Raw genomic sequence first — 19,980 nt, 5'->3', positions numbered from 1 at the left:
CATATGGTTTCATCCCTTTCTTTTTATTATAAAAAATGGGGGGAACGTCATGAAAGAATATAAAAGAATATTGTTACCGTTACAGAAAGAAAAATTATTAGTAATAGCAGCTGTATGCAGTGGACTCTTTGCGGCTATTTTAAACTTATCCCGTCCACTATTCATGGGATTAATTGTAGATAATCTTATTCAACGAGAGCTAAAGGGAGCGTATCTTTACATTACTTTGTTTGCAGCAAGTCGCTTGTTGATGTGGATAAATAATCTTTCATTTGATTATGTAAGCTCCAAAGCAAGTCAGCGAATATTACGAGAGAAGCGTATAGATGTATTACGTCATTTTTTCTTATTACCGTTTGAAGAGAGTGAGAAAATTAAACAAGGAGAGTTAGAGACGTTAGTTGTGTCTGATATTCCGAACTGGGTCAGATTATATGGCTCTATATTAATAGAGTATATACACGCTATTGCCCAATTTATTGGAGCTTTCATAGCACTACAACATATAGATTTGCAGTTTATATTGTGGGTAACTCCGTTTTTATTTTTAAGTGCAATTGTTCCAATACTGATGGGAGGAAAGGTAAGGGATATTGCAAGCATTGCTCAAAAAAATCAATCGAGTGTTGTAGAGATGGTGTCACAGTTTGTAAAGGGTATACAAGATTTACGTAGTTTACAAAAAGAAAAATGGGCCATTCGCTTATTTAAAGGAGTAACGGCACAATCTTATAAATCGGAAGTAAAGAAGACGATGATGCAACATTGCATTGGAGTAGTTGAAACAGTGATTGAAACAGGAGCATATATCGTTGTTCTCATTGTAGGTGCACAAAAAATAATGAAAGGGGAAATGGAAGTTGGTTCACTTGTTGCAGTGTTAGCTACAATTGAAATGCTCTTTTTCCCAGTCCGTTACGTGGGCGATTTATTAATAATGACACAAGTTGCAGTCGCTTCGGCAAATAGAGTTTTTTCCTTTTTAGATAAAAGAGTGGCAGATAGTAATGTAGAAAGAGCGATGGGGATGATAATAACAAATGTTTCATTTCAGGAGAGTGAAGAAGAGAAATGTAGAATTAATAATATTGATTTGCAAATTAATCCTGGTGAATTCGTTATCATTGTCGGAGAAAGTGGTGCAGGAAAAACAACGCTTTTAAAATTAATGACAGGTTTGTATAAACCATCTAACGGTAGTGTTGTTTATTATGGTCAAAAGGCTCGAATGACTACAGTGTGGCAAGAACCACGTTTTTTCCGAACGACGGTAACAGAGAATATGTATTTCGGGGAAGAGGGTTTAGAAAATCAGTTAGAAAAAAATAGTGAACTTATAAATGCAACGCCGATTATTAGAGGGTTACCTGAAGGGAGTCAAACTGTGCTACATAAAAGCGGTGAAGAGTTTTCAGGAGGCGAAAGAAAACGTCTTGCATTATTACGAGCAATTGGTTCAAATCCGAATCTTATTATTTTAGATGAACCGACTGCGGGGTTAGATCCGAGTAATCAAGAAACTGTTTGGAATATGATTGAAGGACTAGGAAGAGATGTAACGAGAATTGTGGCAACACATGATGTAGAGAAAGTGATACTAGCGGATCGTGTTGTCATAATGAGAGAAGGAAGTATTGTTGCATGTGGAAGTCCTGAAAAATTAATAAATAGTCATTCATTTTGAAAGAGATGTGAATAAAGATAAGAGCAGTGACCTTATCTTTATTCAACATCATTTATTTGATATTGGATAGATTCTGAATGATTTAGATCTACGTTAAAAGTAGCAGTCATAAGGAAAGTTGCAATTCCAAGGATTAAGAAAAGGACGAATGAGACTAGAGAGATGTAAAGACAAATACGCCCTACTTTCTTTTTTTCAAGATTGTTACTAAAGAGTGAAATGATCCATGTAATAATACCGATTGGGTATAAAAGAAAACTAAGAATATATAATGTTATTTTTTCGAATGAATTCATAAAAAATCCCCCTTTTGTTGAAGTTTATATAACTACGAAAGTAAAAAGGTGAATGGGCCCATAAGAAGATAAACAACACTTCATCTGTTTTTCTAATTATATGATAAAAAGGAAAAAATTACACTTTAAATAAGAATATTCTAATTATTTCGACTCTGAATATTTCCAAGCTTGTCCGTATAAGCTAAAATAAGGTATATAGTATTTTGATGAATGTGTTAAAAGAAGATAATACGTTAGGGTGATATAAAATGTGGCGGAAGCTTACGATTATTGTAGTGTTACTTTGTTTAGCGGGATACGCAGCTTATGAACAGTTTGGTAATAAAGAGCAGGCGGTAAAAGTGAAGCAAGAAAAAAGTGAAGCTGCGATGAAAGAGATTATCGCAAGGAATGGTATTGAAATAGGGAAGAGTGCGCCAGACTTCGAATTAACGAAGTTAGATGGAACGAATGTAAAGCTATCAGATTTAAAAGGAAAGAAAGTGATTTTAAACTTTTGGGCAACGTGGTGTGGACCTTGCCAACAAGAAATGCCGGATATGGAGGCTTTCTATAAAGAACATAAAGAAAACGTAGAAATTTTAGCAATCAACTATACGCCTTCAGAAAAAGGTGGGAGGGAAGAAAAGGTAAGCAATTTTGCTAAAGAAAAAGGAATTACTTTTCCTATTTTATTGGACAAGAACATTGATGTGACAACAGCGTATAAAGTAATTACGATTCCAACTTCTTATTTTATAGATACAAAAGGTGTCATTCAAGATAAGTTTATTGGGCCGATGACGCAAAAAGAGATGGAGAAAAGGGTTGCTAAATTAAAATAATGGTGAAAAGGTAGAGGTGGAGAGTTCCCATTTCTGCCTTTTCTTTTTCAAGTAGTAATAACTTCATGATATGATGTAAGAAATATAATCGTTTAGAGATAAAGGAGTGTATGGAGTGGGGAATGTATCCTTACCGTTAGATTATGTTGTAATTGATTTTGAAACAACAGGATTTAACCCTTATAATGATAAAATTATTCAAGTTGCAGCGGTGAAATATCGTAATCATGAACTGGTAGATCAATTTGTTTCATACGTGAATCCAGAGCGGCCAATTCCGGACCGAATAACGAGTTTAACGGGTATTACTAATTATCGTGTTTCAGATGCGCCGACGATTGAAGAAGTGTTACCTTTATTTTTAGCATTTTTACATACAAATGTTATTGTCGCCCATAATGCTTCTTTTGATATGCGCTTTTTGAAAAGTAATGTAAATATGCTAGGGCTACCTGAACCTAAAAATAAAGTAATTGATACTGTATTTTTAGCGAAGAAATACATGAAGCATGCGCCTAATCATAAACTTGAAACGTTAAAGCGAATGCTTGGCATTCGTTTAAGTTCTCATAATGCATTTGATGATTGCATTACGTGTGCTGCTGTTTATCAAAAGTGTGCAGCTATTGAAGAAGAAGGGAACCGAAAAGTAAATAAGGCTGTGCTTGATGAAACTGCGGTATACGAAGCGGTGAAAGAAATGCTTGCACGTAATAAACGTAATGTAGAATGGCTACGTTGTATGAATGTAGGAAGTTATTTAGATATAAAAGCTTTTTATCCAGTTATGAGAGTAAAGGTAAAAGGGCGAAAGAAATATATATTAACAGAGATATTAGAAGATGATGTGAAAGAAATATGTACAAGCTTAAAATGTGAACCAGCGTTAAAAAGTGAAGTTGGTAATACGAGAATTATGCTTAATAGCTTAGAGGATGTTATGAAATTAGAAAGTTATATTTTAGAACAGTATGATTTTGTATTACAGGCGCTTCATGATTATAAAGAAAATGAAATGAATGCAGATGAAAAGTTGAAAGAGTATTTAAATATTATGGTATAAAAAACTCCGTGTGCAATATATTGTACACGGAGTTTTTTTAGGAGTACTAAAACATAAAATTTTCTTACAAATCTGATTAAAGAGTTTTTCGTTTGCTCATACTATGTAATAAGAAAGCGAAGGAGAGAGGGTGAACAACATGAGAAGAAGTCGCCGTAAATCGTTTGAAGAACTTGTAAATGAAAATAAACAACAATTATTAAGCGATCGTGATGCAATTGATCGCATTGAAGAGCGCATTGAAAAACGTTATGAAATGAAACTTTTTAAGCAAGCTGAATAATTCTTAACACTAGTACGATACTAGTGTTAAGGAGGCGATAGTAATGGGTAATCCGAAAAAAAATTCAAAAGACTTTGCACCAAATCATATTGGAACACAATCGAAAAAAGCTGGTGGAAATAAAGGAAAGCAAATGCAAGATCAAACAGGTAAACAACCGATTGTTGATAACGGTTAAAAAGGAGAATGTTATCATTCTTCTTTTTTGTGAGGAAATGAAAGATGAGTTTTTAGCAGTAATATGAAAAAAAGGGCTGACTTTTGTCAGCCTTTTTTCGTAATCGTAAAATTTTCAACGAGTAAACGCCAATTTTGCGGGAATGGTAAACCGATTTTCCAGTAACTAATACCGCCTATACCTTGTTCTTTCATTAAATTGAATTTACTTTGAACAGACCGTGAATCTTCAAACCAAACTTCGTGTTGCACGCCGTTTTCATCAAAATAATTAAAATGAGGAGCTTGGGCTGCGAAATCATAACGAATAGGAACATTATATTTACGAGCTAGTGCAACAGCTGCGACAGAGCTAATTGCTTTTGCGGGTGGATTTCCTTGTTTAAATGGAAGCTTCCAATCAAACCCGTATAAATTTTGCCCCATCATAATTTTTTGTGGAGGCATTTGAGATTTTGCATATTGAAGTACTTCTTTCACTGGACCGATAGGAGAAATCGCCATCGGTGGACCGCCTTGCCATCCCCAGTCATATGTCATAATGACGACGAAATCAACAATTTGCCCTTGCGCTTTATAATCGTGAGCTTCGAAAAATTTTCCCTTTTGATTTGAACTTGTTTTCGGTACGAGAGTTGTGCTCAATGTATATTCGCTAGGTAAGCGTGTTTTTACATTTCGTAAAAAGCGATTATACGCCTCGCGGTCTTCAGGTGCTACACTCTCGAAATCGAAATGAATGTCTCGCATGCCATATTTTTCAGCTGTTTGCAAAATGTTAGTAATAAATTTGTTTTGAATCGTTGCGTCGCGTAAAATAACTGATGTTAGATCGGCACTGAAATTACCATTTTCAATATTTGTAATAACGAGCATAGGGATTGTTTTACCTTGCGTTGCAATATTAGCGATTTTAGCTGTTTCAGTAGGTTCTTTTAATGTGCCATCTCTTTTTGCCTCAAAACTAAAATAAGCTAAGTATGTTAAGAATGGATTGATGGCACGTGTAGCATTAACTAAACTCTCTTTAATCGGTATAGTTGAAGGTTGTAAATAAGCGATGGATTCTACAGCTCGTTTTGTACCTTTTGGTACGTATAATTGTTGTCCGACATGGAGAATAGATTTTAAAGATAAATTATTAACTTTAGCTAAACTAGCGAGGGGGACATTATATGTTTGAGAAATTCGATATAGGCTGTCACCAGGCTGTACATAATAATTATTCCCTTTCGTATTAACGATAAGTGCCTGACCAACAACGAGTGTTTCAGCTGGATTTAATCCATTGTCTTTTACTATTTCGTCAGGTGTTGATCCATATTTTGATGCCAAGCTATATACGCTATCACCACTACGAACAGTTACAATTTGAATCATATGCTGGCTCCTTTCGGGAAAAGATTCACTATTTTTATTTTATTTTTGATGTCACTGTATTATGATTAAATGTATGCAAGGTAGCAGAAGTGAAAGAAGGCGAATATACATATGTTTGTAGCAGAACATGAAGTTGAAATCCGTTATGCGGAAACAGATCAAATGGGTGTTGTTTACCATTCAAACTACTTAGTGTGGCTTGAGTTAGGTCGCACGAAACTTATACAAGATTTAGGTTTTTCATATGTTGAAATGGAGAAAGAAGGAATTATTTCTCCTGTGTTAGATTTACAAATTTCATACCGTAAAGCGATGCGTTACGGAGAAAAAGCAATCGTAAAAACATGGGTAGATACTGTGAGCCCACTTCGCGTTGTATATGGATATGAAATATATAATGGTGATGGTGAACTTTGTATTACTGCAAGTACAACGAATATTTGTGCGAAAAAAGAAGGGTTCCGCCCTGTATCATTTAAAAAGTTATATCCTGAGTGGTATGCGAAATATGAGGAAATTAAGAAAAAATAAAAAAGCGTGGCAGAAGCCACGTTTTTTTATTTTTCATAATTAAATTGTGGGAAGTCGTCACCTTCGTTAAGTGTAACAGATAAATTATGTCCATCGAAGAACCATTCATCATCGCCTTCAATAAAGAAGTTAATACCTTCTTCTTGAATTTGAACAGCAGGATGTGCAGGATCATCTTTACGAATACCTAAAGAAAGTCCTTTTTGCACAGTACTACAACCACCGTATTGTACGAAAAAGCGTAGTGTTTCATTTGATTGTAAGTTTAATTCATTTTTATACCATTGTGCTGCTTCTTTTGTTACGGAAAGATTCATGTATAGTTCCTCCAAATTATGTTGCTTTTCTTTAGTATAAAAAATAACGCAAAAAGACGCTATTAATATGCTTCACGTTTTCTTTTTGCGTTATGTGGGTTACGATCTTATTTTTGCTTTTTTGAAAAGTTTGCTTTTGGTTCAGTTTTATTTATAATTCGTCCGATATTTGCACGGTGTTTATAAATAACCATACCTGCTAATAAACACATCGCAATAATGAAGATTTTATCCCCGCTAACAATGGATGCAATAACAGCAACAACTGCTGTTACCATAGAAGAAAGTGATACGTATCTTGTTGTAAATAAAAGGGTGAAAAATACAACAGCCAATATTGCAAAAACAACTGGTGAATAGCATAATAGCACCCCAGCAGAAGTTGCAACTGCTTTACCACCACGGAATTTCGCGAAGATCGGGTAGACATGTCCAAGAACAGCCGCTAACCCGAACCATAGTGGGTGAATATCTAATCCGAAAATCATTGGTAGACTTGTTGCTAATGTCCCTTTTAAAATGTCAGCAATTGTAACGGTAAAACCTGCTTTTTTCCCTAATGTACGGAATGTGTTTGTTCCGCCTAGATTACCGCTCCCGTGCTCACGAATATCGATTCCGTAGCCAATTTTTCCAACAACTAGTGCAAATGGAATCGAGCCAAGCAAGTAGGCAACGATAAATAAAAGATATGTAGTAACCATAAGTTCAGTCTCCTTTATTCAAATGTGTTGATAAAGGGTAAAAAGAGTTTTTCCCGTATATTGTACCATACATTTGTAAAGAGCACATTTCTTTTTTGTAAATGAAAAATTCATTATTTCGTGAAAAAAATTTCACAGTAATGTTACATTTCTCACAGAAACAGCAAGACTATATGTAGTAACATTTTAATCAAAAGACAACAACATATTGGTGGAGGGTTATAAATGTTACAAAATAATACACGTGGAGAAGAATTAATGAAAGTGTTCGAGACGATAGTCCACGGCAATGAACAAGATTTAATGCAAGAAAATGCAAATGTAGACGGCCGCTCTCCAATGGGTGTAATGGGAACGTTCGCATCTGAGAGTGCAAAATATTATGCTGTTGAGAATTTATTGTCAGATCAAGTGAAAAAAGCGATAAATGAAAATATATTATATCCACATGATTTAGATTTTTATGCGACAGGAACGACGACTTGTTCGCAAATTCCGTTAGCGCAAATGCTTGCTAACGGTTTTCATACTGGACATGGACATATGAGACAGCCACAAGACATTAAAAGTGCATTGGCTCTTTCGTCTATTATTTTTCAAGCGAATCAAAATATGCAGCATGGCGGTCAATCGTTTGCACTCTTTGATATTGATTTAGCACCTTATGTACGAAAAACAATTGAGAGACATAAAAAACGATTACAATCATATCCGCTTACGAAAGAACAAATAGAAGAATTCGCATGGAAAGAAACGGAAAATGATACGTATCAAGCGTGTGAGGCTTTCGTTCATAATTCGAATAGTATGCATAGTAGGGGCGGAGGACAAGTACCGTTTATTTCTATTAATTACGGAACAGATACATCAAAAGAAGGAAGAATGTTAATTAAACAACTATTAAAAGCGACACAAGCTGGACTTGGTAAAGGAGAGACACCAATTTTTCCGATTCAAATTTTCAAGATGAAAAAAGGTGTGAATTTTGAAGAAAGTGATCCGAATTACGATTTATTTGAATTAGCATTAGAGACAACTGCAGAGCGATTATTCCCTAACTTTTCATTTTTAGATGCTCCGTTTAATGCAGTGCATTATGATGGAAGACCAGAAAGTGAAGTATGTTACATGGGATGTCGTACCCGTGTTATGTCTAATATACATGGAGAAGAAACAGCGATTGGTAGAGGGAATTTATCATTTACGTCTATCAATTTAGTGAAATTAGCGTTAATTAGTGGTTCAAAAGAAGCATTTTTTGAAGCGCTAAACTACTATTTAGATTTAGGAATTAAGCAGTTATTAGAAAGATTTGCGTATCAATGTACGAAGCGAGCAAGAGATTTTCAGTTTTTATATTCACAAGGTGTATGGCGTGGTGGAGAAGCATTGCAGCCTGAAGACTCCGTAGCTTCGATTTTAAAACAAGGGACGTTAAGTGTTGGTTTTATCGGTCTTGCGGAATGTTTAGTAGCTTTAACAGGAAAGCATCATGGGGAAGATGAAGAATCATGGAAACTTGGGTACGAAATTATTTCCTTTATGAGAGATAGAATGGATAAAGCGACAGAAGAACATCAACTGAATTTCTCGATAATTGCAACTCCAGCAGAAGGATTATCAGGAAAGTTTGTGAAAAAAGATAGAGAAGAATTTGGCGAGATTAGCGGTATAACGAACCATAATTACTATACGAATTCATTCCATATTCCAGTTTATTATAACATTCAAGCGATAAATAAAATCCGTTTAGAAGGCCCGTTCCATGCTCTCTGTAATGGAGGACACATTACGTATATTGAACTGGACGGAGCAGCGATGCATAACAAAAAGGCATTAAAACAAATTGTACAAGCCATGGCAGAACATGGCGTTGGATACGGTTCAATTAATCATCCTGTTGACCGTTGTAAGTGCTGTAGTTATCACGGGGTTATTGGAAATGAATGTCCAAGTTGTGGGAATGAAGATGAGGCTAATATAGAAAGAATTCGCCGTATAACAGGCTATCTTGTAGGAGATATGTCGAAGTGGAATAGTGCGAAACGTAGTGAAGAGATAGATCGGGTGAAACATAAATGAAAGTGATGAATATTATTCATGATAGTGTAGTAGATGGAGAAGGATTGCGGACAGTCGTGTTTTTTGCGGGCTGTCCGCATCGTTGTGTCGGTTGCCATAATCCAAAATCGTGGAATATTTGCAACGGAACGGAAATGACAGTAGAAGAAATTGTGAAAGAGATTGCAAGTAATCCATTAACTGATGTAACATTTTCAGGTGGAGATCCATTTTTTCAAGCTGCTGAAGTGAAAAAGGTAGCAAAAATCGTGAAAGATTTGAAAAAAAACCTATGGATGTATACAGGTTATACGTTAGAAGAGATACAGAGTTCTCAAAATAATGATATGATAGAGTTGTTACATTATGGGGATGTTTTAGTCGATGGAAGGTTTGAAATTGAGAAAAAAGATTTAACACTTCCATTTCGCGGAAGCTCCAATCAACGTATTATTCGATTGAAAGAGTAAAAAGGCGGGATAGATTATATGAATAAAACAGTATTGCTTGTTGAAGATGAAAGAAGATTACGTGAAATTGTTAGTGATTATTTTCGTAATGAAGGCTTTGAAGTAATCGAAGCAGAAGATGGGAAAAAAGCGTTAGAGTTATTTGCAGAGCATGAAATTGATTTAATTATGTTAGATATTATGTTACCGGAAATAGATGGATGGTCTGTTTGTAGACGAATTCGAAAAGAATCAGCAGTACCAATTATTATGTTGACAGCGCGTTCGGATGAGGATGATACATTGCTAGGTTTCGAATTAGGTGCAGACGAGTATGTAACGAAACCATTTAGCCCGAAAGTGTTAGTAGCTCGTGCAAAGACGTTATTGAAACGTGCGGATGGTGCGGTAGGTGTAGCGGAAGAAAATGCTATGTCTTTAGCTGGAATTGAAGTGAATCGTCTATCTAGAACTGTTTTAGTAGATGGAGAAGAAATTATATTGACACATAAAGAATTTGAACTTCTTGTTTATTTAATGGAGAACAAAGGAATCGTTTTATCACGTCAACATTTATTAGACCAGTTATGGGGATATGACTATTACGGTGATGACCGAACGGTTGATACCCATATTAAAAAACTTCGAAATAAGTTAGGAGATAAAGCGAAGCATATCGGTACTGTTATTCGAGTTGGTTATAAATTTGAAGAATAATCTAGAACGATTTGTGTAATTTAGCCTAGGGAAATGGCGATTTTATACTCTCTTTTGAAGGTAGAATGTACAAAAAATACTTTTCTTGTCTACAATGTTAGATAGGAGTATTTTTTTAATTGGATTTCACGATGAGTTCACAAGAAGGACACAAAACGTGACTATACTGAAAATACGAATTCACCAGAGAGGGGAAATAAAACATGGGATATTACGACGGACCAAATTTAAATGAAGAGCATAGTGAAACGAGAGAAGTGAGAAAATCAGGTAGTAAAAAAGGCTATTTCTTCACAGGTTTAGTGGGAGCTGTAGTCGGAGCGGTTTCGATTAGTTTTGCAGCACCATATATGCCATGGGCTCAAAATAATGGAGCACCAGTATCATCATTTAGTTCGGATTCAAAAGTAGAAGGTACTGTAGTTCCTGTTGTAAATAAAGCGAAAAATGAAACTGATTTACCTGGTATGATTGAAGGAGCGAAAGACGTTGTTGTAGGTGTTATTAATATGCAGCAAAGTGTTGATCCATTTGCAATGCAACCGACAGGTCAAGAACAACAAGCTGGTTCAGGATCAGGTGTTATTTATAAAAAAGCAGGAAATAAAGCATATATTGTAACAAACAACCACGTAGTAGATGGTGCAAATAAACTTGCTGTAAAACTAAGTGATGGTAAAAAGGTAGATGCAAAGTTAGTAGGGAAAGATCCTTGGTTAGATTTAGCTGTTGTTGAAATTGACGGCTCTAATGTGAATAAAGTTGCAACTTTAGGTGACTCAAGTAAAATCCGTGCGGGTGAAAAAGCAATTGCAATCGGTAACCCACTAGGATTTGATGGAAGTGTAACGGAAGGCATTATTAGTAGTAAAGAACGTGAAATTCCAGTTGATATTGATGGCGATAAACGACCAGATTGGCAAGCACAAGTTATTCAAACAGATGCAGCGATTAACCCAGGTAATAGTGGTGGTGCATTATTTAACCAAAATGGTGAAATAATTGGGATTAATTCAAGTAAAATTGCACAGCAAGAAGTTGAAGGAATTGGATTTGCTATTCCAATTAATATCGCAAAGCCAGTTATTGAATCACTTGAAAAAGACGGAGTAGTAAAACGTCCAGCTCTTGGAGTAGGTGTCGTTTCGTTAGAAGATGTGCAAGCTTATGCAGTCAATCAATTGAAAGTACCGAAAGAAGTAACAAACGGTGTTGTATTAGGTAAAATTTACCCAATATCACCGGCAGAAAAAGCTGGTTTAGAGCAATATGATATTGTAGTAGCATTAGATGATCAAAAAGTAGAAAACTCACTTCAATTCCGTAAATATTTATATGAAAAGAAAAAAGTAGGCGAGAAAGTAGAAGTTACATTCTACCGTAACGGTCAAAAAATGACGAAATCGGCTACTTTAGCAGATAATTCAGCTACAAAGAATCAATAATCGAAATAAAAGAAAGTCTCTTTCATATTGAAAGAGACTTTCTTTATCGGCTATACTAAAGGAATAGGAGGGATTAATTATGACAATTGAAAACCCAACTCGTACGGAAATTGGTGAAGTGTTAAAGAGAAGCAAAACAATTGCGGTTGTTGGATTATCAGATAAGCCAGAACGTACATCGTATATGGTTTCAAAAGCAATGCAAGATGCTGGATACCGTATTATTCCAGTTAATCCAACAGTAGATGAGGTGCTTGGAGAAAAGGCAGTTTCTTCACTAAAGGATATTAAGGAACACGTTGACATAGTAAATGTATTTCGTCGCTCAGAGTTTTTAATTGATGTTGCAAAAGAATTTGTAGAGATTGATGCAGATGTTTTTTGGGCACAATTAGGAGTACAAGATGAAGATACATATAAACTTTTAAAAGAAAAAGACTATACTGTAATAATGGATCGTTGTATTAAAGTAGAACATGCGATGACAAAATAGTATAGATTTAAAAGTAGAAAGATTGATTCAGCTCTCATTATAGATAAGTAGGGCCGATGAACGAGGTGTTCATCATGAGATTTTTTAAAGGCTGTTTTTGGGGATTGTTATTTGTAATCCCATTTTGGATCTTGATCATTTGGATCATAATAAAGGTTTGGAATGTGTAATCTTGGAATACATATCCATTTCTCGTTGACAAACGATTATTTTTCTGAAATAGTAGCCTAGAGGAATCCTTGTGAGAAAACAAGGATTTTTCTATTGAAGATGGTATATAAAAGAGATAAGATAACTTGCCAAAACTATAGTCGAGGCGTTATTCTATAATAGAAACATATGTTCTGATTTTGGATTAGGAAAGGGGCAAGGAGTTTGGCGAAGCATCAGTTCCAATATAATGAAGATGCGATTCAAGTGTTAGAAGGACTTGAAGCCGTTCGAAAACGCCCGGGTATGTATATCGGGAGTACGGATAGCCGTGGATTGCATCATTTAGTATATGAAATAGTAGATAACTCCGTTGACGAAGCGTTAGCGGGATTTGGCGACGAAATTTCAGTCGTAATACATAAAGATAATAGTATTAGCGTTATAGATAAAGGGCGAGGAATGCCTACGGGAATGCATAAACTTGGGAAACCTACACCTGAAGTTATTTTAACTGTACTTCATGCAGGTGGTAAGTTTGGTCAAGGTGGCTATAAAACGAGTGGTGGTTTACACGGTGTTGGGGCATCAGTTGTAAACGCTTTGTCAGAATGGTTAGTAGTAACAATTAAACGTGATGGTAACATTTATGAACAACGCTTTGAAAATGGTGGTGTTCCTGCAACGACGTTAGAGAAAATCGGGAAAACAAAAGAGTCTGGTACGACAATGCACTTCAAACCAGATACAACGATTTTCAGCACGACAAATTATAATTATGAAACATTATGTGAGAGATTACGTGAATCTGCATTCTTATTAAAAGGAATGAAAATCTCGATAAAAGACGAACGTAATGATTTAGAGGATGTATTTCATTATGAAACAGGAATTGAAGCTTTCGTTTCATATTTAAACGAAGAAAAAGATTCAATTCACCCGGTTGTATACTTCACTGGTGAACAAAACGGGATTGAAGCAGAACTAGCATTCCAGTTTAATGATGGTTACTCAGAAAATATTCTTTCGTTTGTAAATAACGTACGTACAAAAGATGGTGGAACACACGAAGCTGGATTTAAAACAGCAATGACGCGTGTGTTCAATGAGTATGCTCGTAAAGTTTCATTATTAAAAGAAAAAGATAAAAATTTAGAAGGTACAGATATTCGTGAAGGTGTAGCGGCTATCGTTTCTGTACGTGTACCAGAAGAAGTACTTCAGTTTGAAGGACAAACGAAAGGGAAACTTGGTACAAGTGAAGCTCGTTCTTCTATTGATGCCATTGTATCAGAGCATTTAGCTTACTTTTTAGAGGAAAACCCGGATGTAGCTACACTTCTTGTGAGAAAGGCAGTTAAAGCAGCGCAAGCACGTGAGGCTGCTCGTAAAGCGAGAGAAGAAGCACGTAGTGGTAAGAAGAAGAAAAAATCAGAAGGTACGTTAAGCGGGAAGTTAACACCTGCACAATCACGTAATCCTCAGAAAAACGAATTGTATTTAGTAGAGGGTGACTCTGCTGGTGGTTCAGCGAAACAAGGACGAGACCGTCGTTTCCAGGCCGTATTACCATTACGTGGTAAAGTAATTAATACAGAGAAAGCAAAGCTTGCTGATATCTTTAAAAATGAAGAGATTAATACAATCATTTATGCGATTGGCGGCGGTGTAGGAAATGAATTTGATGTTGAAGATATTAACTACGATAAAGTTGTAATTATGACCGATGCCGATACGGATGGAGCTCATATTCAAGTATTGTTATTAACGTTCTTCTACAGATATATGAAGCCACTTATCGAAGCGGGTAAAGTGTTTATCGCACTCCCTCCTTTATATAAAGTAAGTAAAGGAAAAGGTAAGAGTGAAGTAATTGAATACGCTTGGTCAGACGAGGAATTAGACGGTGTAACGAAAAAAGTTGGAAAAGGCTATATGTTACAACGTTATAAAGGGCTTGGTGAAATGAATGCGGATCAATTATGGGAAACAACAATGAATCCTGAAACGCGTACATTAATTCGCGTGAAAATTGATGATGCAGCAAGAGCAGAGCGTCGCGTTACAACATTAATGGGCGATAAAGTAGAACCGCGCCGTAAATGGATTGAACGTAATGTACAGTTTGGTATGCAAGAAGAAGGAAATATTTTAGAAAATGAAATGATTATGGAGACGGAGGTGGAATAACATGCAAGCAGAGAAGTTTCATGACCTCCCGCTTGAAGACGTGTTAGGTGATCGCTTTGCACGTTATAGTAAATATATTATTCAAGATCGTGCACTTCCAGATGCACGTGATGGCTTAAAGCCAGTACAAAGACGTATTTTATATTCTATGTATGTAGAAGGTAATGTACATGATAAAGCGTTTCGTAAATCAGCTAAAACAGTAGGTAATGTTATCGGTAATTATCATCCACATGGAGATTCCTCTGTATATGAAGCAATGGTACGCTTAAGCCAAACTTGGAAAGTACGTAATGTTTTAGTTGAAATGCATGGTAATAACGGTAGTGTTGATGGGGACCCAGCGGCAGCAATGCGTTATACGGAAGCTCGTTTATCACCAATCGCATCTGAATTATTACGTGATCTTGATAAAGAAACAGTTGAATTCGTGTCAAACTTTGATGATACGAGTGAAGAACCAGTTGTATTACCAGCAGCGTTCCCGAATTTATTAGTGAACGGATCTACAGGGATTTCCGCTGGTTATGCAACAGAAATTCCTCCGCATCATCTTGGAGAAGTTATTGATGCTACAATGATGCGTATTGATAAGCCAAATAGTACTGTTGATGATTTATTAACAGTTATGAAAGGACCAGATTTCCCAACAGGCGGTATTATTCAAGGGATTGATGGTATTAAAAAGGCGTATGAAACAGGTAAAGGTAAAATTATTATTCGTGGAAAAGCAGAAGTTGAAACAGTGCGCGGTGGGAAACAACAAATTGTAATCACTGAAATTCCTTACGAAGTGAATAAGGCAAACCTTGTAAAGAAAATGGATGAATTACGTCTAGATAAAAAGTTAGATGGTATTGCTGAAGTGCGTGATGAGACAGATCGTACTGGTTTACGAATTGTTGTTGAATTAAAGAAAGAAGCAAACGCCGAAGGTATTTTAAATTATTTATATAAAAATACAGATTTACAAATTCCATATAACTTTAATATGGTAGCGATTAATAATCGTCGTCCAACACTTATGACATTACCAAAAATTTTGGATGCTTATATTGGACATCAAAAAGAGGTTATTACGAGACGTTCGCAATATGAATTAAGAAAAGCAGAAAATCGTCAACATATTGTAGAAGGTTTAAAGAAAGCATTATCGATTTTAGATCAAGTAATCGAGACAATTCGAGCTTCAAAAGATAAACGTAATGCGAAAGATAATTTAAGTGCAAAATTTGGCTTTACAGAAGCACAGGCGGAAGCAATTGTTTCCTTGCAATTATATCGCTTAACGAATACAGACATTACGGCGTTACAAGAAGAAGCAGATGAGCTTAATAAGAAAATTCTAGAGCTACAGTCAATTTTACAAAGTGAAAAAAGATTACTTCAAGTCATTAAAACTGATTTGAAGAGAGTTAAGAAAACATATAGTGATGATCGCCGTGCTATTATTGAAGAACAAATTGAAGAAATTAAAATAGACGTAGAAGTGATGATTCCACAAGAAGATGTCATCGTTACTGTAACGAAAGAAGGATATGTGAAACGTACTGGATGGCGCTCACATAATGCATCAAACGGCAAAGACTTCGGTATGAAAGAGGGTGACATCTTACTTGAACGATTCGATACGAATACGACTGAAACAGTTCTTTTATTCACAAGTAAAGGGAACTATATATATCTTCCAGTATACGAAATGCCAGATATTCGTTGGAAAGATTTAGGTCAGCACGTTGCAAATATCGTTTCACTCGACCGAGATGAAACGATCATTTGGGCAACGGTTGTACCGAACTTTGAGGAAGAAAAACGATTTATCGTATTTGTAACACGAAATGGTATGATAAAGAAAACAGAATTAAATCAATATAAAGTTCAGCGTTATTCAAGGGCATTCGTTGCTGTAAACTTGAAAAAAGATGATGAAGTTGTCGATATATTTGCGACAGATGGAACGAGTGATATCGTTCTTGCTACACATGGTGCATATGCACTTATTTTCCATGAAGATGAAGTAAGTCCAGTCGGTGTAAGAGCTGCTGGTGTGAAAGCAATTAATTTAAAAGAAGATGACTATGTCGCTTCTGGTAAACCGTTAAATGGTGATAAAGATCAACTTATTCTCGTAACGCAGCGTGGTGCTGTAAAACGTCTAAAAGCATCAGAAATTGAAAAATCAACGAGGGCGAAGCGAGGTCTTGTTATTTTCAAAGAGTTAAAACGTAATCCGTACCGCATTGTCGGTATTGAAATTGTTCGGGACGATGAATTAGTTTACATGAAGACAGAGAAAAACATTGTAGAAGAGATTGATCCGAAAGCGTATCGAAATAAAGACCGGTATAGTAATGGTAGCCTAGTGCTAGATGTAAATGATACTGGTGAAGTAGTAGAAACGTGGACGAAGAAAAGACCAGAATAAAGAGGGCATCTTGCTATGAATAGTAGCAAGATGCTTTTTTCTAGGCAATTTATTATGTAAATAATAATAATCTTGTTATAATAACTGAATGAAATCGTTCTCATAAAGTTCAACTAATCGGGCTTTAACAAGCAGTTGATTCCTCACCTAATTCCTTAGCTTTCACTGAATTTTGGGTTAGGAATCTTACTGCCCGTTAAAGCGGCACAAATGGAGGGGCAACATGAAAAAAATAGGTGTAGGGATTGTAGGATTTGGTTTTTCTAGTACGACATTTCATATCCCACTATTACAAACAATAGAAGAATATGATATTCGAGCTGTATTATCCTCAAAAGAAGAGGTAGTAAAAGAAACATTACCAAACGCTAATGTTGTTAGTACAATTGATGAATTGGTGAAGCGAGCTGATGTTGACTTAATTGTTATTACATCACCTAATACAACTCATTTTCCATATGTAAAAGAAGCAATTTTAAACGGTAAGCATGTTGTTGTAGAAAAACCATTTGTTGTTTCAATTGAAGAAGGGGAAGAGCTTATTACATTAGCAGAGCAGTATAATGTAATGTTAAGCGTATATCATAATCGGCGTTTTGATAATGATTTCTTAACGATTAAGAAATTGTTAGAAGAAAACAGAGTAGGGAATGTATACGCATATGAATCGAATTTTGATCGTTTCCGTCCACATGTGCGTGATCGATGGAGAGAAAAAAATCTACCAGGTTCCGGTATATTATACGATTTAGGATCGCATTTAATTGACCAAGCGTTATCAATATTCGGGAAACCAGATGCGATAAGTGCAGATGTAATAAAACAACGACCAGGTGCAGAGGTGGATGATTATTTCCACATAGTACTGCATTACGGAGTTAAACGTGTCATTTTACGTAGCAGCAGTTATGTGAAAAAAGCTGGACCGCATTTTATAGTGCATGGAGAGAAAGGTTCTATCGTGAAGTACGGTATGGATTCACAGGAAGAGCAATTAAAAAATGGAATGAAGCCAGGGGATAACGGTTATGGAGTAGACGATGAAGAGAATTTTGCTACTTTAGAAACAGAAGAAAGCTTAGAGCGTATTCCAACAGAAGTCGGTTGTTATGACAATTATTATAAAGGTGTACGAGATAGTATATTAAATGGTGAGGAACTACCTGTAACAGCAAAAGAAGGTTTAGATGTTATTAAACTGATTCAATTAGCGATTGAAAGCAGTGAAAAGGGTAGAGTCATTTCTATAAAATAAAAAGACACGAATTTCGTGTCTTTTTTATTAGGAATATGTGAATATGATTAATTAATTAGTTTAGTCGTTTATCATACATTAATTGGATTTGTATGCCATAAGGATCTTCAATAATACCATATGCTTCACTAAATATATTTTTTTCTAGCGGAGAGATTATTTTCACATGCTTATCGGAAATTAAATTATTATAAAACCTTTGTATTTCTTCTAAATTAGCGCTTTGAATGCAAAGTGACATGTTATTTCCAACGTTATAACGTTCATTAGTATTCATTGTATCTTCTGCTATCATTAGCTTTGTATTCCCAATTTGTAAAACAGAGTGAGCAATATGATCTTTATTTTCACTTGTAATTTTAAAAGAACTATCTCTTTTCGCCAGTTCTTCATACGTAACAATTATTAACTTTTTAGCTTCTAAATTACGTATATAAAAATTAATCGCCCCCTTTGCTTGCCCATTCATTGAAAGAAAAATAGCTATTTCTAATGTCATAAATATATAACTCCTTTATTAGTTGATAATTATAATATAGATTAAAAGGGTTTCAATACATGACACCTTTTTGGGAGGGAAATATGAAAAAAACGGAACGAATAAATGATATGCTTATTTTCTTAAAGAATAAAAGATATTTTAATTTAAAAGATTTAATGGCTAGATATGATATTTCTAAAAGTACCGCGTTGCGAGATATTCAATCATTGGAAGAAATAGGTGTACCCATATATTCTGAACTGGGTAGAAATGGAAGTTATAAAATTATAGAAAATAATGTGTTATCACCAATTTATTTTAGTGTGGATGAAATGTATGCGTTATACTTTTCAATTCTTACGCTAAATGGATACAAGACAAAACCATTTAATGTAGAAAGTATTGCGCTTGAAAATAAATTTAAACATGTATTACCTGATAATGTGAGTAAAAATATTTCAATCATGGAACTAACGCTTTCCTTTGAAGTAACAAATCATAGTAATTTTAGTCCGTTCTTAAAAGAAATTTTACAGGGGATTTTTGCTGAGCGAGTTTATCATTTAACATATTTAAAAAAAGGTGAGGAGAAAGCATTGGTTGTCCAATTTATTCGAATAGAATCTAAATTTGGCCAGTGGTATGCTAAAATCTTTAATTTTGAGACAAATCATGTTCAAATAATTAGATGTGATAAAATTCTCTCTATTGTGGAAACAAGCAATGTTCATCCAAAAAATCTTGAAGAATTATTAAGTTATCTTACTACTTTTCACAGGAAGCCTGATGCAATTGATTTTAGCGTCATTGTTAATCAAAAAGGAAAAGACATTTTTGATAAAGAGAATTACCCTTCCATGAGGTTGCAAAAGGAAAATGGAAATTACATTATAACAGGCTATTTTAACAAGCAAGAATCTGATTTTATTTCAAATTATTTTCTGAATTTCGGTGAAACGATTATTTCGATTCAGCCTGTTATGCTAAAAGAGTTAATCTATAATAAGGTGTTATCTATAAAGCAGCATTTAACTTCTTTAAGATAAAGTTAG

At 35.1% G+C, this 19,980-nt stretch carries 20 protein-coding genes; 15 read left to right on the top strand and 5 right to left on the bottom strand.

The features are described 5' to 3' along the window. Window positions 1-49: 49 nt before the first annotated feature. The gene (locus IBT51_RS09900) at window positions 50-1,684 is read left to right on the top strand and encodes an ABC transporter ATP-binding protein (RefSeq protein ID WP_200458086.1); all 1,635 of its coding nucleotides are present in this window, start codon (window positions 50-52) and stop codon (window positions 1,682-1,684) included. A 38-nt stretch (window positions 1,685-1,722) separates the two neighbouring features. Here IBT51_RS09900 and IBT51_RS09895 read toward each other — a convergent pair whose 3' ends face one another. Further along, the gene (locus tag IBT51_RS09895) at window positions 1,723-1,980 is read right to left on the bottom strand and encodes a hypothetical protein (RefSeq protein ID WP_088023447.1); all 258 of its coding nucleotides are present in this window, start codon (window positions 1,978-1,980) and stop codon (window positions 1,723-1,725) included. A 251-nt stretch (window positions 1,981-2,231) separates the two neighbouring features. Here IBT51_RS09895 and IBT51_RS09890 point away from each other — a divergent pair, with 251 nt between their 5' ends. From IBT51_RS09890 to sspN, 4 genes are all read left to right on the top strand, one after another. After that, on the top strand, window positions 2,232-2,807 hold the full coding sequence (locus IBT51_RS09890) for a redoxin domain-containing protein (RefSeq protein ID WP_200458087.1): 576 nt from the start codon (window positions 2,232-2,234) through the stop codon (window positions 2,805-2,807). Window positions 2,808-2,922: 115 nt separating this feature from the next. Then, the gene (locus IBT51_RS09885; RefSeq protein WP_200458088.1) at window positions 2,923-3,870 is read left to right on the top strand and encodes a 3'-5' exonuclease; all 948 of its coding nucleotides are present in this window, start codon (window positions 2,923-2,925) and stop codon (window positions 3,868-3,870) included. A 139-nt stretch (window positions 3,871-4,009) separates the two neighbouring features. After that, window positions 4,010-4,153 (top strand): FbpB family small basic protein, encoded by a 144-nt coding sequence (locus IBT51_RS09880; protein ID WP_001254699.1) that lies wholly within the window; start codon window positions 4,010-4,012, stop codon window positions 4,151-4,153. A gap of 43 nt (window positions 4,154-4,196) precedes the next feature. After that, window positions 4,197-4,331: an acid-soluble spore protein SspN gene (gene sspN / locus IBT51_RS09875; RefSeq protein WP_000527987.1), complete on the top strand. Its 135-nt coding sequence runs from the start codon at window positions 4,197-4,199 to the stop codon at window positions 4,329-4,331. Between the two features lie 86 nt (window positions 4,332-4,417). Here the strand turns inward: sspN and IBT51_RS09870 are convergent, their stop codons facing one another. After that, a complete protein-coding gene (locus tag IBT51_RS09870; protein WP_200458089.1) occupies window positions 4,418-5,710 on the bottom strand; it encodes a glycoside hydrolase family 18 protein in 1,293 nt (430 codons plus the stop codon). 111 nt (window positions 5,711-5,821) lie between these two features. Here IBT51_RS09870 and IBT51_RS09865 point away from each other — a divergent pair, with 111 nt between their 5' ends. Beyond that, window positions 5,822-6,241, top strand: coding sequence for an acyl-CoA thioesterase (locus IBT51_RS09865; RefSeq protein WP_000495812.1), 420 nt, complete (start codon window positions 5,822-5,824; stop codon window positions 6,239-6,241). A 26-nt stretch (window positions 6,242-6,267) separates the two neighbouring features. Here IBT51_RS09865 and IBT51_RS09860 read toward each other — a convergent pair whose 3' ends face one another. Then, on the bottom strand, window positions 6,268-6,558 hold the full coding sequence (locus IBT51_RS09860; protein WP_001054453.1) for a HesB/YadR/YfhF family protein: 291 nt from the start codon (window positions 6,556-6,558) through the stop codon (window positions 6,268-6,270). A 107-nt stretch (window positions 6,559-6,665) separates the two neighbouring features. Beyond that, complete coding sequence (gene plsY / locus IBT51_RS09855) at window positions 6,666-7,262, bottom strand: glycerol-3-phosphate 1-O-acyltransferase PlsY (RefSeq protein WP_000258974.1); 597 nt, start codon at window positions 7,260-7,262, stop codon at window positions 6,666-6,668. Between the two features lie 225 nt (window positions 7,263-7,487). Here plsY and IBT51_RS09850 point away from each other — a divergent pair, with 225 nt between their 5' ends. The 8 genes from IBT51_RS09850 (at window position 7,488) to IBT51_RS09815 (ending at window position 18,447) form a co-directional block, all read left to right on the top strand. Next, window positions 7,488-9,344 (top strand): anaerobic ribonucleoside triphosphate reductase, encoded by a 1,857-nt coding sequence (locus IBT51_RS09850; protein ID WP_000940080.1) that lies wholly within the window; start codon window positions 7,488-7,490, stop codon window positions 9,342-9,344. Beyond that, window positions 9,341-9,793, top strand: coding sequence for an anaerobic ribonucleoside-triphosphate reductase activating protein (nrdG, locus tag IBT51_RS09845; RefSeq protein ID WP_000867078.1), 453 nt, complete (start codon window positions 9,341-9,343; stop codon window positions 9,791-9,793). Before IBT51_RS09850 ends, nrdG begins: the two co-directional genes overlap by 4 nt. Window positions 9,794-9,811: 18 nt before the next feature. Then, on the top strand, window positions 9,812-10,489 hold the full coding sequence (locus tag IBT51_RS09840; protein ID WP_001044679.1) for a response regulator transcription factor: 678 nt from the start codon (window positions 9,812-9,814) through the stop codon (window positions 10,487-10,489). A 203-nt stretch (window positions 10,490-10,692) separates the two neighbouring features. Then, window positions 10,693-11,934 (top strand): S1C family serine protease, encoded by a 1,242-nt coding sequence (locus IBT51_RS09835; protein WP_000542643.1) that lies wholly within the window; start codon window positions 10,693-10,695, stop codon window positions 11,932-11,934. Window positions 11,935-12,013: 79 nt separating this feature from the next. Then, window positions 12,014-12,427 carry a CoA-binding protein gene (locus IBT51_RS09830; protein ID WP_053563831.1) on the top strand — a complete coding sequence of 138 codons (414 nt, stop codon included), beginning with the start codon at window positions 12,014-12,016 and terminating at the stop codon, window positions 12,425-12,427. 375 nt (window positions 12,428-12,802) lie between these two features. Then, complete coding sequence (parE, locus tag IBT51_RS09825; protein ID WP_001062198.1) at window positions 12,803-14,767, top strand: DNA topoisomerase IV subunit B; 1,965 nt, start codon at window positions 12,803-12,805, stop codon at window positions 14,765-14,767. A gap of 1 nt (window position 14,768) precedes the next feature. Beyond that, entirely contained in the window at window positions 14,769-17,192 is a 2,424-nt protein-coding gene (gene parC / locus IBT51_RS09820) for a DNA topoisomerase IV subunit A (RefSeq protein ID WP_001147467.1), read from the top strand. A 223-nt stretch (window positions 17,193-17,415) separates the two neighbouring features. Next, a complete protein-coding gene (locus IBT51_RS09815; protein ID WP_000719762.1) occupies window positions 17,416-18,447 on the top strand; it encodes an oxidoreductase in 1,032 nt (343 codons plus the stop codon). A gap of 55 nt (window positions 18,448-18,502) precedes the next feature. On the opposite strand, the gene IBT51_RS09810 is transcribed toward IBT51_RS09815, so the two are convergent. Further along, a complete protein-coding gene (locus IBT51_RS09810) occupies window positions 18,503-18,946 on the bottom strand; it encodes a VOC family protein (RefSeq protein WP_200458090.1) in 444 nt (147 codons plus the stop codon). A 59-nt stretch (window positions 18,947-19,005) separates the two neighbouring features. Between IBT51_RS09810 and IBT51_RS09805 the strand changes: the two genes are divergently transcribed. After that, a complete protein-coding gene (locus IBT51_RS09805; protein ID WP_200458091.1) occupies window positions 19,006-19,974 on the top strand; it encodes a helix-turn-helix transcriptional regulator in 969 nt (322 codons plus the stop codon). The last annotated feature ends 6 nt before the right edge of the window (window positions 19,975-19,980 follow it).

Source organism: Bacillus sp. S71, from assembly GCF_016625265.1.
In the GTDB taxonomy this organism is placed as follows: domain Bacteria; phylum Bacillota; class Bacilli; order Bacillales; family Bacillaceae_G; genus Bacillus_A; species Bacillus_A cereus.
The sequence above is the reverse complement of the archived record's forward strand: the minus strand, read 5'-3'. Positions and strand labels throughout refer to the sequence as shown.